The organism is Prevotella koreensis (assembly GCF_003977605.1).
Lineage (GTDB): Bacteria > Bacteroidota > Bacteroidia > Bacteroidales > Bacteroidaceae > Prevotella > Prevotella koreensis.
Genome location: NZ_RYYU01000001.1, coordinates 1,971,463 through 1,988,504, shown reverse-complemented (window position 1 = coordinate 1,988,504; position 17,042 = coordinate 1,971,463). Strand labels below are relative to the sequence as shown.

The window sequence follows — 17,042 nt, the reverse complement described above, 5'->3', positions numbered from 1 at the left end:
AGGAATGAAAACAAAACATTTACTCACGGCACTGTTACTCGGTACCACATTCTGTACGGCATCGGCACAGAAACTATCACTCGGCAACTATGCCGAGTTGGAGGAGGGCGGAGAGAAACCCGAAAACCTCTATGAAACAGGGAACTACTACGAGATAGCACCCATAAATTACTATCTGGAGAATAGCGGTTCGCAAACGATTCTGCCAAAAGCCGACATCGCGGCAATGGCGGGAAAGAACATCACTACGCTGAATCTGAGAATGTATAACAACGGATATTACGGTGAAGACCTTACTCGCGACATCACGATATACATCGGTGAGACAAATAGGGAGGCTTTCAAGAAAGAAGAAAAAAGATTCAGATTCTTCGACACAAGTTGGCAACAGTCCGTATATCAAGGCACACTGACACTGAGCGAGATATACAACTGGGACGGTACAATGGGACCGGAGTTCACCATTACGTTCGACCGTCCGTTCTATTACAGCGGAGAGAACAACCTCGTGGTGACTGTGACAGCCACCGGTGAGACCTGCACCGATGGTGGATTCATTATTGATTTCCCAAAGGTAAAGAAAACATCTAAGAGCACATTGACTTTCCCGGAGAGCAGAAACCCGGCAGAAGTACTCAACGGAGACCTGAAACCGGCAGGAAACCTGGGACTGGTGGACATGCCGGCAGTGGCCTACGGATATGCCGATACTACTGCACCCGACAGCACTTGGAGAACATTCACGGCGAAGTATGACACCGATCTCAACATCGCCGGACTTGATGCGCTCAAGGTTACTGCCACAACAGATGGTAAGATAACTTACGAAAAAGTTACCGAAGCACCGACAGGGGCAAACCTTATAATTCGCTCGCTCGTGGCTCCGGTATTCTATTCGACTGACACAGAAGCCTCTCCCATTGCCGATAACCTGATAAAGGTAAGCGACGGAACAGTGGCTAACGGTGACACAATCTATGTATTCGGCGAGAAGGAAGGAAAATATGGATTCTATCATCAGGCAGAACCGGCAACGCTTGAGGCCGGAACGTTCTATGTGATAGTAAAGAAATCTACCGAACCAGACCCCGATCCGGACGGAGTGCTTACAATAGGCAACTTCTACGGAAAAGGCAACGACAAGGTGGCATACGATGGATTCAACAATCACAACTCGCCAATGACATTCAACTATAAGAACAGCGGTACGCAGACAATCTATCCTGCCGCATGGTTGGAAAAACTCAATGGCAAGGCCATAACATCACTCACGTTCTCAGGAATGTCCGGCGCATATACTCAAGATGCATATAAGAGCACGGTAAAAGTGTATATCACAGAAACCGACAAAGAAACATTCCCTTACAACGATGAGTTGTCTAAGTACGAGTGGATTCAGACCGAGTATGCAGAGCCTTCAACAACCTACGACATGACTGCAAACTTCGTGCAGGCATTCAATAACGGTGAAGACTTCCACCTCGCTTTGGACATCAAGGACAAGCCTTACAAATATAATGGCAAGTCGCTCGTGGTGACGATAACGAACGAGAGCGAGACTTATTTCGATCCATCTACAGACATTTTCCAGTTCTACTTCGTTTCGCGCGAGCCAAAAGAACCATACCGCTCGGCTATATTCGCCAGCGACAAGACTACTTTCATGGAGAATTATGCAAAAGACCACGTGTTAAATATTCATGATAACGAACTCCGTTGCGCTGAAGCCCCAGCAATACAGTTGACATATATCGATGCAACAGATATCCCTACCGGCATCAACATCGTAAATAACGAGACCACTGATAATGCTTGGTACAACCTGCAAGGACAGCGTGTGGCACAACCACAGCACGGACTGTTCATACACAAGGGAAAGAAAGTGTGGATAAAATAAGAATTAAAAGGCTCTATTATTCCCAAATCGGGAATTAGAGCCTTCATATTTTTTTTCAAAAAAAGAAATCAGGAATAGCCGAAATCAATAGGATGCAGAGAAACATCAGTATGATAACGGATTAGGATATAACATGAAACGCCTACCGGAGAACAGCACTTTGCATTGCAATTTCGCCCAAATTGGAAACCAAAATCGCCCATTTTACTCGGCAATTTCGCCCAATTTGCTCGGCAAAACAGCCTGTTTTGGTTTCGCATCTGATTCCTTTCGTCGCCCCAATCGGCCATTATTGCCTGATTGCCGATGAAGATTAAAGAAATGAAGAAAAAAATTTAAGGAGTTTAGTAGTGACTTTATAAACTATGTCACCACTAAACTCCTTAATACATTCTCCCCTATCTCTAATTTTCAGAAGGCCAATATCGGTCGTGCATAACAGTCTCCGTTATACCACTCCGCCATACATTCTATCAGCGACTTACCCTTATAGTTTCCCGATTTGTGCTTCGTGCCAACAATGAAAATATCCATTGCGTCTTCACTATAACGCGTACTGGTCCACAACGGACAATAGTTGTGGAAATCACTATCTAACTCAAGCAATTCCTTATCGATCTCAGCCACTTTATCAAGGGTGCTGTTGAAGTGCGACATCGGGTCGTCGTAGATATATGCCGTGCAGTTTATTGTGGCATCTTCAGTGACTGTACGCCACCCTTTCATGCGTTGTGCGGCAGTGTTGCCACACAAGTTTGCCAACACATCCCACATCTGTCCGGTGGAAGGGATAAACCACTCGCTTGATGTTGACGGATGAGCCATAATGTTGGTGTAGTAAACTGTGGGACATTGCGTCACGAGCGCGTTCCCATAATACGCGATTACTTTTCTGCAATGCTCACGACCTTCAATGTCTTCATACCACGACTTACCGGTTTTCCTCACTTTTATATCACACTCGAAATTGTCATCGAAAGAGAATTTCGTGGTTGCAAAAGGCTCTCCGTTGTTCGGATGCTTGTTGTTCGGGTCGTGTACAAACTTACTGCAAACCACATACCCATGCTTGAATCCTGCGTCACGATCGCTCTGTGCCATGCGCAATGTGTCGGTCACGGCCACTATACCAATCACCGTCTTCCCTTGAACAGGAGCAGGTTTCACCTCTGCCCACACCGGCTTTGTACCATCATCGTTGATACTTACAAGTCCGCCGTCACTCCATGTGCCGTCACTATAATAATAGTCGCCCACTTTGGGGGCTTTGTCTGGCAACACAACATTCTCTTTCACCTTCCGGAACACCACGTTCTTAATGTTCGAGAAATACATCCGGACATCCGCTCCGGTCTTTCTCTTCAGGTTTACATATTTATATTTCGGTGTTGTGGTTGTTGTACTGTCAATCGTTGCATACTCCAGTTCGTCTATATAAAACTTGGTAGAGTCATCGCTATGGTCAACAAAAATCACCTGTCGCCTCTCTTTCGGTTGAGCCATTGCCACACAACCGACGCTTAAAATAAGGCATAAAAACAAAAATCGTTTCATCGCTTTATGAATTTAGTGACCTTTGTTCCGTTCTTGATTATATACACACCGCCGGGAAGTTTATCGCCATTCATTCTATGTCCGGACAGGCTATACACCTCTGCCCCCTCGGCATCAATAGGAAGCGCGTCGAGAACAGGAACGGCATCCAGTCCGGTGGCAATATAATCGAATGTGATTTCGTTGATTACATCATATTCAAAAGGAGTTTCTTTGCCCGATTTCTCGACAAACGTGATTATATCCTCTCCGAATTTGATTTTCTCAATATCGTTTACTGCGAATTGCGTTGTCTGTGTCCCACTTGCCACAGTTACGAAATCGTCTGCATTGACTGACGCTGCCGAAAAGAACATGGCAGCAAAAGAAAGTAGTATTTTTTTCATGGTAATTAGTTGTTGAGAATCAAACGCAAAAATAATCATTTAAAACAAGTTTGCCAAATATAAACCCAAAAAACACTGTTTATTAAAATAAATTAATACGTTCATGTAACAAGGTAAACTTACATAGTATGATTTGCCCATTTTCTTCTAATTAATTATCAACGAAAAAGACTCATAACAATCCCAAGAAACAACAAAATAGTGAAGAACAAGGAGTAAAAACTGTGCATTGACAACGATATGGTTAGTTTTTAAAGGAAACTTGTTGTCTTATGAAATAATTTCACTACATTTGCATAAACGGATAAAAACATTATAAATTCTATTAAACCTGACAAGACCTACACCTTATGAAAAGAAACATTACAGCACTATTACTCCTCATGGTAATAACAATGGCATGGGGACAGACAGAGAAAAGGAAGATGATTCTCAACATGAAAGACGGCACAACGCACTCTTTCCATACCGAAGACATCGACTTTGTGAACTTCGTAAAGGTAGAAGACAACCCTACCGACGAACTGAACATTGAAGGGACGTTGAGCATCGAAATTCCGGAAAAGTTCAAAGAGAGTTATGTAATGAATGTGATGCAGGGTGAAAACAAGATTGCCGAGATTTGCCTTGAGTACATCAAACCAATAAAGAAACAAACGGTTGTGGTGTATCCTGTTGACAGAGCGACACGTAAAGTTGATCTCACAAAGGGAATTTCGGCCACAGATGGAGGTTCTGTGGTATGGGACGAGAATACAAACAAAGTAGTTTACACGGCAGGAACAACACCGCTCACCACTCTTTACATCAGCAACGAAGGACTGACTGCCACCACTCCGGCAGAGGTTACGGGTGCTGCAACGGTAAGTCCGGATCTTCTGAAAGACACTCGTGGCACTGAGGCGAACGAGTATAAGATTGTGAAAATCGGCACGCAATACTGGATGGCGGAAAATCTGAAAACAAAACGCTATGCCAACGGCATCGAGATAACACAATATTCGGCAACCGAGACTGTGGAATGGAACGCTAACACCACCGGAGCATGCCACATATATGCCGACAACGAGGAAAATTCATTGCCCTTGTACGGCAGACTATACAACGGACATGCCGTGCTAAGCGAAAACGGACTGGCACCGGAGGGTTGGGAAATACCATCAATAGACCAATGGAAAATGCTGAAAACCTACGCCGGTTCGAGTGCATTAATATATAAGGACAGTACGCCAATGTCATGGGTTGACGGTGGCGAAGGAACCAACCTCACCGGCTTCTCCGCATTGCCGGGCGGTTATTTCTCGTCAGCGACAGGCGACTCGCACGAAGGATTGGACGCTTACTTCTGGAGCAACACCATCATTTACGACCCATTGACAAAAACAAACTCGCTGTGCATGGCTCGTCTGAACAACAAAGCAACAGGATTCGCGATATATAAAAACAACGGACACGACTATAATTTCGGACATAGCGTGCGTTGCGTAAGAAAACAATAATAAAAGAAAGGAGTTAATATGAAAAAAATTTTATTATCATTGCTCATACTGGCAGGCATCAACGTGCAGGCACAGGATGCACAGGAGTTCACGGACGGGAAATACAAGTTCGTAAAAACAAGTGAGAATACAGCAGAGATAACAGGCTTTGCAACCGGAACGACCGAAGCAACAATAGTCATTCCGTCAACGGCGAACGACGGAAAAACCACCTACAATGTCACATCGATTGGCAACAGGGCATTCTCGGCATCCTATTCGGGAGGAGCCACTGAGGTCACTATTCCGTCATCGGTGAAGCGTATAGGCAATCAAGCGTTCTTTGGCTCTACATCGAAATTCTTCTTGAAGACACTGAACCTGAGCGAAGGACTGGAATATATAGGCGAATCGGCTTTCTATGGTAACGGCATAGAGCATCTCACCATACCGGCTTCGGTGGATACGATAGCGAAAAGTGCGTTCCTGTACAGTCCGAATTTGCAGACAATAAATTTCAACGAAGGACTAAAATACATCGGTAAAGGTGCTTTCACATCGGGAACATTCGCCTACGACACCAACAAAGTGCTAAAGAAAGTGACACTGCCATCAACGGTAGAGTATATCGGCGACGAGGCTTTTCTCAACAACGCGGCTCTCGAATCAATCAATCTTCCGAAAGCACTTACCTCACTCGGCGAATGCGTGATAGGCGGAACGGTGGTGAAAGACCTCACCATTGACAGCGGATGCGAGAACTTCGTGAGAGTGGGCGACGTGGTTTATAATAAGGAAAAGACCATTCTCTTCATCGCTCCGATTAAAGGTATAACGAAACTCGCGGTAGAACCGGGCACATTGGTAATCAACGGAGGCACGTTCTGGAACTCTGACATAGAAGAGGTGACACTCCCTGACGGTCTTCTGGGTATCGGCTATGGTGCGTTCGAAAAATCACAACTGCACTCTATCAATTTTCCCAAGTCGCTCATATTTATCGACGAACAGGTTTTTGCACAAACAAAACTGACGGAAGTGACACTTCCTGAGAACGTGCCATACATCAACGATGCTCAGTTCTACGGCTGCAAATTGCTCACAAAGGTTGTCATGCCATCTTGTGTAAAGCAAATCTACAACCGCGCTTTCAGAGATTGCAACGCACTGAAAAACATAGTGTGCCTATCGTCAGTGGCTCCGGAAATAATGGATATGTACGAAGAATACGACCATCCGTTCTACAACTTCACACCGTCAGTGCTCACAATAACTGTTCCTAAGGGAGCAACCGACGCATACAAAAGTGCCGGATACGACAATTACATGAAAATCGTGGAGGGCGATAAAGGTACAATACTTCCTTTAAGCATCACTCCGGAAAATGGAAGCAAATTATATGCACAAGGAAATCTAATGGAGTACACACTAACTTTCGACCGCAACGTGACTTTATTGGATGCCACCCCCGACATACATATTCGCAAAGGAACCAATTATAGCGTATCGCAGATATATGCAGAAGGCGGATGGACAGTAAAAGTTGATGGCAATAATGTCGTGATAAGAGGTCTTGGAACAAACGGTGACACCACCGCAACGTTCGACAGTGAGGCAGAAACAAATTACCACCTCATAATTCCGGAAGGCCTTTTGACCAATGATTTGGGAGAGAGAAGCGAGTGGCTCGACATCACTTATATCGGGTCTGATAAAGTGAATGCAATAAGAGACATCTCGACAGAAACCGAAAATCAAGACACACCGGCATACAACATTGCCGGACAACGTGTCACCCCGGACACTAAAGGCATCGTAATACAGAACGGAAAGAAACGCCTGAACAGATAAACGCACAACAATAATATTAGAACAACATCTTATTCGGAAGTCGCAACATACCTACATATTGCGACTTCTGTTTAATGACATCCATAATATCTGTACAAAAATACCCACTATTGGGTATTGCCATATATCAGGATTACATTTACCTTTGTCTTCATTAATAAAACACGTAAAAATCTCAATTCTTATATGAACAAATCTATCATGGCATTATGTCTGGGTGTTCTTGGTTGTATGTTGAATTTCAGCATTGCCAAAGCCCAGGTGTCGGCATCAGACAGCGTGATGATGCATGCTAAAGGCAACCGTCTCAGCGTAGGTGGTTATGGCGAAGTGGCTTACAGCCGCAATTTCTATAGTGACAACCAGTACCGTTATCGCAATCCGGCAAAATACAAAAAAGACCCGAGCAACGGGCGTTTCGACATTCCGCACGCCGTGATTTATTTAGGCTACGACTTCGGAAAAGGCTGGACTATGGGTACAGAAATAGAGTTCGAGCACACCGGAACAGGTAGCGCAATCGAAATAGAAGACGACGAGGGCGGCGAGTTTGAGCACGAAATAGAGAAAGGTGGAGAAGTGACATTGGAGCAATTCTGGATTCAAAAAAGTTTCTCCGGTGCTGCTAACCTGCGTTTCGGACACATCATCGTTCCCGTAGGTCTTAATAATGCTCACCACGAACCGCTGCATTTCTTCAGCGTTTACCGTTCGGAGGGCGAAAACACTATCCTCCCTTCTGCATGGCACGACACGGGAGTAAGTTTCTGGGGACGCTCGGGCGATTTCAGATACGAAGTGCAAATGACTGCCGGACTCAACGCAATGCTGTTCAGTCGCGACGGTTGGGCACACAATGCGGTAAGGTCGGCTTACGAGTTCAAGCCTGCCAACAAGTACGGCTTTGCCATGAGAGTTGACAACTACACCGTTCCTGGACTGCGCCTTGCAATAAGCGGATATTACGGACAGGCCATGCACAACACTTTCCCCAACGAAATGGAGGGCGAAGGAAAGACTTATAACAATGTGAAAGGCAATGTGTTCATCGGTTCTTTCGACTTCGACTACAACCGTCACAACTGGATAGTACGCGGACAAGCCGATTTCGGAAGCATTTCAGACACACCGATGCTTAACAGCGCCAAGACCAATGCGCCGAAGACTTCGCCTTACAACAAGACATACGTTGGCAAGAACGCGGTGGCCATGGGTATTGAAGCGGGCTACGACATCTTCTCACAATGTGCCAAAATGCGTGCAGACAACCGCAAACTATACATCTTCGGACGTTACGAATACTATAATTCTTACATAAAAGAGGAGTCGCAACCTTCTTACGACTTTACCGCAAGACAACGATTTGCATTCGGTGTAAACTATTATCCGATAAAACAAGTGGTTTTCAAAGCAGAATATGCTAACCGCATACTGAAAGGTAGATATAACAACGAACCGTCTATTAACATCGGTGTGGCCTACGAAGGATTCTTTATGTAGAACACCTTTGGGCATATTTAACAAGAATATTATTCACTAATTACAGAAAAGCATAACAACAATCAAGATGAAAAAGATTTTCAATTTCGCACTGTTATTTGCTGCAGCATGCACAGTGTCTGTCAACCTGACCTCATGTAGCAGTGACGACGACAAACCGATGATTACCATCACCGAACAAAACGATGCTATCAAAGCACTCTCCACCGACTATCTGAACGACGTGGTTTACCCTACTTACAGCAACTTGGCTAACGAAACCGAGAACTTATATCAAAAGATTAGTGCGCTGAAAAAGAAACTAAAGGCAGGTGAAGCCGTTTCTGACGCAGATATTGCAGCAATATGCGACTCGTATAAGACAGCACGCAAATACTGGGAACAGAGCGAGGCATTCTTGTTTGGCGCAGCAAGCGACTTCGAAATTGACCCGCACATAGACACATGGCCTCTCGACGTGGTAACACTCGCAAAGGACTTGCAGGACGACAACAAAATAAAGGCTTTGGACGCAGCCGAGTCTAACGGTGAAGCACGCAAGTATCTCACAAAGGAGAACCTTGGCTTCCACGGCATAGAGTTCATCTTCTTCCGTGATGGCAAGAACCGTTCGAAGGAGATATTCAACAACGATGCAGTGGAATCGTTCGAAGATTATTTCAAAGGTATGAACGTGACCGGCAAAGAGGAGGTTATCTTCGCTGCTGCCGTAGCTTGCGACTTGCGCGACAAGTGCTACCAACTTGAGGTGGCTTGGCTCGGCAACAAAGCCCCGAAGGCACACAGAGAACGCGTAGCCGAATGCGCGAAGAAGTTTGACGACTACAAGGTGACTGTGGCAAAGAACGGTTTGTCGTATGGAGAAGACATCTTGGCGGCTTCAACTCCGACAAGTACTCACACCACATGGAAGAAGGTTATGGAAACAATCTTCGTGTCTGGTTGCTCCGGTATCTGCGCAGAAGTTGCTGACCAGAAGATGGGACAGGCATATCGTTCTGCAGTAGGCAAACCCGAAGAACATAAAGACGAGGACGGTAATATAGTGAAAGACGACCCGAACTACATCGAGTCGCCATACAGCCACAACTCTTACAACGACTTTTACGACAACATAATGAGTATTCAGAACAGTCTTTACGGCAACATTGAGGCTCCAAGTGGCAAATGGGACAACACTTCGGCTATGGGTTATCTCGTGAAATACAATGCTACGGCTGCTGCTGAACTTAACAGCAAACTGCAGGCTGCATTAATGGCACTGAACAATTGCAGAACCAGTGGCAAGGCGTTTGTTCAGAACCCGGGCGACGGTATGGTGAAAGTGGCAATGGACGCGGTAAGCGAACTTGACGACTGTCTGAACGAAACATCTAAGTGGATTCTCGCTAACTAATACGTAACAGACACCGAGTTGCTTTGATGCAACTCGGTGTCTATGAACATTTGGGGAGCGAGCCTTTCGCTTTCGCAATCCCTCTTCTAAAAACTATACTACAATAATATATTTGAAATATTTTCAATAACATTATGAAGAATCACAAGATAACAGCACTGATGATGTTCGGACTACTGGCCGGAACAACTATTGTTTCGTGTACCGACGACAATATCGACATCATCAGCACTACAGGCGAAGACGATTACAAATACGTGGGTAAGCAGGTTGAGGGCTTCCTGCCGGAGGAATGGTATCCGGGAGGTGAACTCGGAACCACGATGAACACAACCGCATCTTGCTATGAAGATGAGGCTCCGGCTGTTCCAAAGTCTGACCTGATTTCGGCTTTCAAACGCGGAGAAATGCTCTTCGAGCACGACTTCACAGAGAAAAGCACCGCTTCGTTCAGCGGTCTGGGCCCTGCTTACGTGCGAACATCGTGTATTGACTGTCACCCGGGCTACGGACATGGTAAGCGCATGACCAAATACAATGCCGACCAACGCGGCAATGGTTACCTGCTCGTGGTGTATCACCCGGTAGATGGCGCTAACAGCGACGACGGCCCATACATCAAGGAGGTTACCGGCATGCCGCAAACAAGAGCCGTGTCGCCGTTCCTTCCACCAATCGACGAGTCCGGCATCAATATCAATTGGCAGAAAGTGACAGCAATGGAAAGCGGGCTGCCTCTTCAATTCCCCGATGGAGAGAAGTATGAGTTGATTTATCCGGAAGTGAATATCGACATCGCAGCATTCAACGTGGATCCGAAACCTACTAATCTTGCGTTCCGTCTGGAGTCAACGATTGGTATTTACGGTAGCGGATTGCTTGACGCTATTCCCGAAGACTCAATCAAAAAGCAATATCAGAGAGAGGCACGTTTCGTAGAACTGAACCCGGGAATGTGGGACAAGGCAAAGAACGACTGGGCCGGCGACCCTTCATTGGGAAAGACCAACGGAGCATGGTATCGTCTTGCTGATGGCACAATGAAGATAAAGCGATTCACATACGCCATGACTCGCGCATCACTACAAGACGGTGCAGGAGCCAACGCGATGTGGAACATTCCAAACGTGAGCCGCAGCGACCGCCGATTCCTTTACACCACGACGGCATGGGCTACTGCAATGTCGAAAAATCCGGACGTGATTGCAAAGATAAAGGCCGATCCTAAGTCGCCTTACTATAACGATGGAACCGACGAGGGAATAGCAGCAGCCGTAAAGACATTGCTCGACCCGACCACCGATCAGTTCAACAACCCTTATCATAAGTTTGCTCCGGAAATGACTGACAACAACTTCTGGCAGTTCATGGTATGGCATCGCGGACTGGCTGTGCCGAGAGCACGCGACCTGAACGATGCTACGGTGCAAAGAGGAAAGAAGGTGTTCAACGAGATTGGTTGCGCAACATGTCACCGTCCGAAATGGACAACAGGACCGGACAACTATTGGGCACCGTCAATGCTGATAAAGGAAAATCTCAGTCTGCCACGTTACCCATATCAGAACATATACCCATATACCGATATGGTGCAGCATCGTCTTTTCATGAAGAACGGTATTCACGGTTCATGGTGTCGTACCACACCTCTGTGGGGACGCGGACTGTCAATGCTGAACACCGGTGCTGAAGACCGACTGCACGACTGCCGAGCTCGTAACGAGATCGAGGCTATCATGTGGCACGGCTATAGCAAGAATTCTGATGCCTACCATTCGGCGGAAAAATTCTACAACCTGACCAAGAGCGACCGCGATGCAGTGGTCAAGTTCTTGCGCTCAATCTAACTACTTAACGATATATGCCCTCTTTCTGCGTCCGCTTTCATTTAACGCCAGCGGGAAGGAAAGAGGGCTTTTTAAATCGAATGGGTCATTAGAATCCTTGACTGATTTTGTCGATTGCCAGTCAGATGTGCCGACGTTTTATCTAAGGAATTGCACGTCACGTCAATATGCGATGTCATATCAGATGTCGGCGAACTGACTAAAGCAGTAAGCAGGCATACCGGTATAATAACAAATCTAAGCAAAAGTGTCATAATGGCCGATTGAGGTTTAATGAAACAGAAACAACAGATGCTGAAGAAAATTATTCTTTTTTTCTACCTCATGGTGCTGATATACATGGGTGTAGCGACGGTTATAGAAAAATATCATGGCACAGACTACGTTTCGCAACACGTCTATGGCTCGTGGTGGTTCACCACATTATGGGCGATACTGACTGCCGTAGCCGTTATTTACTTCGTAAGACGTAAAGTGAAGAAAGCCTACATCGTGCTTATGCATCTCTCGTTTGTCATCATCTTGGCAGGAGCATTGCTCACCCATATCACAGCACAACGCGGAGTGGTGCACCTAAGAATGGGCGAAACATCAAATGTATATATAGACAAAGGTGCTGACAACGGGTTAAAAGAAAAAACATTGCCGTTCTCTATAAGACTGAATCGCTTCAGCGTGAAATATAACGAAGGCACACGCGCTGCCACCGATTATGTTTCTGAAATCACAATCATCGACAATAGCGGAAAACGAGATGCCACCGTGTCGTTGAACAAAATCTATTCGCACTCTAATGTAAGAATCTATCAGAGCAGTTACGATGAGGATGCCGGAGGGAGTTATCTCTCAGTAAACAACGACCCCTATGGCATTCCCGTCACTTATCTCGGATATGCCCTGCTGTTCGTTACTCTTGTGTGGATGCTTCTATCGCCCAAAGGCACGTTCCGTAGCCTGCTCCGCACCACCACGACAAAGCGTGCCATGATGCTGCCGCTACTGATGTGCTCCACGCTTTTTATGCCCGCAGAGAGCGGTCAGACAGCCAATGCAGCACCGGTTCTGCCAAAGGAAAGCGCAGACAGATTCGGCAAACTCCTTATTCTATACAACGACCGCATCTGTCCTTTAGAAACTTTCGCCATAGACTTCACAAAGAAACTTTACGGAGAGCGACAATACAATGGCTACACTGCCGAGCAGGTGCTCACTGGTTTTATATTCTGGGGAGTGGAATGGAGCAAGGAGCCTATCATAAAAATAAAAAACGGTCCGCTGAAGGAGTCGTTACAACTGCCCGACTATTGTTCGGTGAACACTTTCTTCAATAACGACATGGGCGGATATATCATCGGTCCGTATCTGAACGAATACTACCACGGCAACAACGACAAGTTTCATCAGGACGTGGCACAGACCGACGAACGCCTGCAACTTATCATGGAAGTGAGGCAGGGAAAACTCATGAAACTCTTTCCATACACCAAAGGCAGCACCACATGGTATGCCCCAACCGACAAACTGCCCGATTATATTCCCGAAGAACAGAAGCAATACATACAGGACATATTCTCGCTGCTTTACGAAGACGCACTTGCCGCCAACTACGGACAGTTCGACGAGATAGTACAGAAGATGCAAAAATATCAGATACGCTACGGAGCTAAGTCTGTGCCGGCATCACACAGAGTGACAGCCGAGCATTTATACAATGCCGTGCCCATGCCCACAATACTCTTTATGATTAACCTAACCATGGGCATACTCTGCTTGTTTCTCACCATATTCAACCGCAAACAAAGGCTGCCGCTATTGGTCATGGCATTATCCTTTGCCGCTCTTACGTTCTTTATCATCTTGCGCTGGTTGGCAAGCGCGAGCATACCGTTATCCAACGGCTACGAAACGACACTTTTCATGGCATGGATAATCATGCTTGTCACGTTCGTCACCTACCGGCGTTTCAACATCATTCTCACCTTCGGATTTCTCATGTCGGGCTTCTTCCTCTTGGTGAGCCACATATCCTACATGGACCCGCAAATCACACCCACCATGCCGATACTTATTTCGCCGCTGCTCACGGCTCATGTCAGCATCATCATGATGTCATACGCCTTGCTGTCGTTGACATTCATCTGCGGTGTAATGGCGCTGTTTATGCGGTCAAGAGCCTCAGAGTTGCAATTGCTGTCACGCATTTTCCTCTACCCGGCAATAACATGTCTCGGACTTGGCATCTTCATCGGTGCCATTTGGGCAAACGTATCGTGGGGAACCTACTGGAGTTGGGACCCCAAAGAGGTGTGGGCACTGATCACGTTGATGTGCTATGCTGCAGCCCTGCACACCTCGTCAATACCAATGTTCCGCCGACCGATGCCTTACCACATCTTCATGATAGTGGCTTTCCTGACAATCATAATGACCTTCTTCGGCGTAAACTACTTTCTCGGCGGGATGCACTCATACGCATGACATCACAACATTCAGGAAAAGAAGATTCTGAAGTCGTGTAATCAAGTCAAACTTTTGAACCTCTGTTCAAAAGCAACCATTCATGTGCCTTCCGACTCGCAATCTTCATTTCATAAAAAAGAGTAAAAATACCCCACGTTATTCTTTTATTTATATAATAATGAGTACCTTTGTGCGAATTTTTATTTTATAGATGTTTATAAACAAGATGAACGTAATTACGAAAACAGTTCAATTGCCTGATGGAAGAGCCATCACTATTGAAACCGGGAAAGTTGCAAAACAAGCCGACGGTTCGGTCATGCTCCGAATGAACAACACCGTACTGCTCGCAACTGTTTGTGCAGCAAAGGATGCAGTTCCCGGAACAGATTTTATGCCTTTGCAAGTGGATTATCGCGAGCAGTATGCTGCCGCAGGACGTTTCCCCGGTGGATTTACAAAGCGCGAAGGCAAACCCTCCGACAATGAAATTCTTACATCACGCCTCGTTGACCGCGTGCTGCGTCCGCTGTTTCCGGCAGACTATCACGCCGAGGTATTCGTTAATGTGATGCTTTTATCTGCCGACGGCGTTGACCAGCCCGATGCCCTTGCAGGCCTCGCTGCCTCTGCTGCTCTGGCATGTTCAGATATTCCATTCGAATGTCCTATCTCTGAGGTGCGAGTGGCACGCGTGAACGGAGAATACGTTGTAAACCCGACCACGGAACAGATGAAGCATGCCGACATGGACATCATGGTAGGCGCAAGTGCCGAGAACATCATGATGGTGGAAGGAGAAATGAACGAAGTTTCCGAACAAGACCTCCTCGACGCACTGAAGGTGGCAATGAATGCCATCAAACCTATGTGCGAGGTTCAGGTGGAACTGAGCAAGGAACTCGGAAAAGACATAAAACGCGAATTCTGTCACGAAATAAACGACGACAACTTGCGCGAACTTGTACGCAAAGAATGCTACGCAAAGGCATACGAAGTCGTAGGTCAGGCTCTCGAAAAGCATGCACGTGCCGAAGCCTTCGAACAGATTGTGGCTGATTTCAAGGAAAAATATTTCGCAGAAAACGAAATCGCAGAGGACGCAGAGATTTCAAAAGAAGACACCGAGGCACTGATAGACAAATACTACCACGACGTGGAGCGCGACGCAATGCGCCGCTGCATTCTCGACGAGGGCAAGCGTCTTGATGGTCGCAAGACTGACGAGATACGCCCGATATGGTGCGAGGTAAGCCCACTGCCAATGCCTCATGGAAGCAGCATATTCACACGTGGCGAGACACAGAGCATCACAACATGTACGCTTGGCACAAAACTCGACGAGAAACTGGTTGACGACGTGCTCGACAAGAGTTACATGCGATTCCTCTTGCACTACAATTTCCCTCCGTTCTGCACCGGCGAGGCCAAGGCACAGCGTGGCGTTGGTCGTCGTGAGATTGGCCACGGCCATTTGGCATGGCGTGCACTGAAAGACCAGATTCCTGCAGAATACCCATACACGGTTCGCTTGGTGAGCCAAATATTGGAATCTAACGGTTCTTCGTCTATGGCAACGGTATGTGCAGGTACTCTCGCACTGCTCGATGCAGGTGTGCCGATGAAAAAGCCGGTCAGCGGTATTGCAATGGGGCTTATCAAGAATCCGGGAGAAGACAAATATGCCGTTCTCTCTGACATTCTCGGCGATGAGGACCACCTCGGCGACATGGACTTCAAGACAACAGGTACACGCGACGGACTCACCGCCACACAGATGGACATCAAGTGCGACGGACTGTCATTCGACATTCTCGAAAAGGCTCTCATGCAGGCCAAGGCCGGACGCGAGCACATTCTCGGAAAGATTACCGAAACAATGTCTGAACCGCGTGCAGAACTCAAGCCACAGGTTCCACGCATCGAACAGTTTGACATTCCGAAAGAATTTATCGGAGCCGTAATCGGCCCGGGCGGAAAAATCATTCAGCAGATGCAGGAGGACAGTGGCGCAACCATCACCATTGACGAGATTGACGGCAAGGGAGTGGTTCAGGTTTCTGCTCCTAACAAGGAGAGCATAGGTGCCGCAATAAGCAAGATTCGTGCTATCGTTGCCGTACCTGAAGTTGGTGAGGTTTACGAGGGAACGGTGCGTTCTATCATGCCTTACGGATGCTTCGTTGAGATACTCCCCGGCAAGGACGGTCTGCTGCACATCTCTGAGATTGACTGGAAACGCCTTGAGACTGTAGAGGAAGCCGGAATCAAAGAGGGTGACAAACTTACCGTAAAATTGCTCGAGATCGACCCGAAGACGGGCAAATATAAACTGTCTCACCGCTGTCTCATACCGAAACCGGAAGGATATGTTGAGCGCGAACGCCGTCCACGTCCCGAGCGCGGAGACAGAGGCGAACGCCGTCCACGTCCGGAGCGCAGTGACAGAGGTGACCGCGGAGAGCATCGCCAGCCAAGATTCAACGAGAATCGTCAGGACAGAGGCAACGATTTCTTTGACCCGATGGAAAACCGCGAGCCGAAAGGCTTCACTGATGCCCTTGACAACAAGGATTTCTAAAAACATAATAGTGAAGTGCCCCCCTAAAGTTTTTTGTCTAACTTTCGGGGTTCATATCACTAGGCACTACTTATTTATTCTATTCCGTAAAT

At 46.7% G+C, this 17,042-nt stretch carries 10 protein-coding genes; 8 read left to right on the top strand and 2 right to left on the bottom strand.

The genetic code is table 11. From position 1 onward, the window contains the following. Positions 1 to 4 precede the first annotated feature (4 nt). Entirely contained in the window at positions 5 to 1,897 is a 1,893-nt protein-coding gene (locus EHV08_RS08370; protein ID WP_126678873.1) for a hypothetical protein, read from the top strand. A 411-nt stretch (positions 1,898 to 2,308) separates the two neighbouring features. Here the strand turns inward: EHV08_RS08370 and EHV08_RS08365 are convergent, their stop codons facing one another. After that, entirely contained in the window at positions 2,309 to 3,451 is a 1,143-nt protein-coding gene (locus tag EHV08_RS08365) for a hypothetical protein (protein WP_126678872.1), read from the bottom strand. Further along, a complete protein-coding gene (locus EHV08_RS08360; RefSeq protein WP_126678871.1) occupies positions 3,448 to 3,837 on the bottom strand; it encodes a hypothetical protein in 390 nt (129 codons plus the stop codon). The genes EHV08_RS08365 and EHV08_RS08360 overlap by 4 nt, the downstream gene beginning before the upstream one ends. A gap of 350 nt (positions 3,838 to 4,187) precedes the next feature. On the opposite strand from EHV08_RS08360, the gene EHV08_RS08355 reads away from it, so the two are divergent. The 7 genes from EHV08_RS08355 (at position 4,188) to pnp (ending at position 16,950) form a co-directional block, all read left to right on the top strand. Next, entirely contained in the window at positions 4,188 to 5,336 is a 1,149-nt protein-coding gene (locus EHV08_RS08355; protein WP_126678870.1) for a fibrobacter succinogenes major paralogous domain-containing protein, read from the top strand. An 18-nt stretch (positions 5,337 to 5,354) separates the two neighbouring features. After that, on the top strand, positions 5,355 to 7,166 hold the full coding sequence (locus tag EHV08_RS08350; RefSeq protein WP_126678869.1) for a leucine-rich repeat domain-containing protein: 1,812 nt from the start codon (positions 5,355 to 5,357) through the stop codon (positions 7,164 to 7,166). 186 nt (positions 7,167 to 7,352) lie between these two features. Beyond that, positions 7,353 to 8,666 (top strand): hypothetical protein, encoded by a 1,314-nt coding sequence (locus EHV08_RS08345; RefSeq protein WP_126678868.1) that lies wholly within the window; start codon positions 7,353 to 7,355, stop codon positions 8,664 to 8,666. A gap of 67 nt (positions 8,667 to 8,733) precedes the next feature. Beyond that, positions 8,734 to 10,062, top strand: coding sequence for an imelysin family protein (locus tag EHV08_RS08340; RefSeq protein WP_126678867.1), 1,329 nt, complete (start codon positions 8,734 to 8,736; stop codon positions 10,060 to 10,062). A 134-nt stretch (positions 10,063 to 10,196) separates the two neighbouring features. Beyond that, the gene (locus EHV08_RS08335) at positions 10,197 to 11,909 is read left to right on the top strand and encodes a di-heme oxidoredictase family protein (RefSeq protein ID WP_126678866.1); all 1,713 of its coding nucleotides are present in this window, start codon (positions 10,197 to 10,199) and stop codon (positions 11,907 to 11,909) included. Between the two features lie 291 nt (positions 11,910 to 12,200). Further along, a complete protein-coding gene (gene ccsA, locus EHV08_RS08330) occupies positions 12,201 to 14,387 on the top strand; it encodes a cytochrome c biogenesis protein CcsA (protein ID WP_126679467.1) in 2,187 nt (728 codons plus the stop codon). Between the two features lie 208 nt (positions 14,388 to 14,595). Continuing rightward, positions 14,596 to 16,950, top strand: a complete 2,355-nt coding sequence (gene pnp / locus EHV08_RS08325) for a polyribonucleotide nucleotidyltransferase (protein WP_126678865.1) — start codon at positions 14,596 to 14,598, stop codon at positions 16,948 to 16,950. Positions 16,951 to 17,042 lie beyond the last annotated feature (92 nt).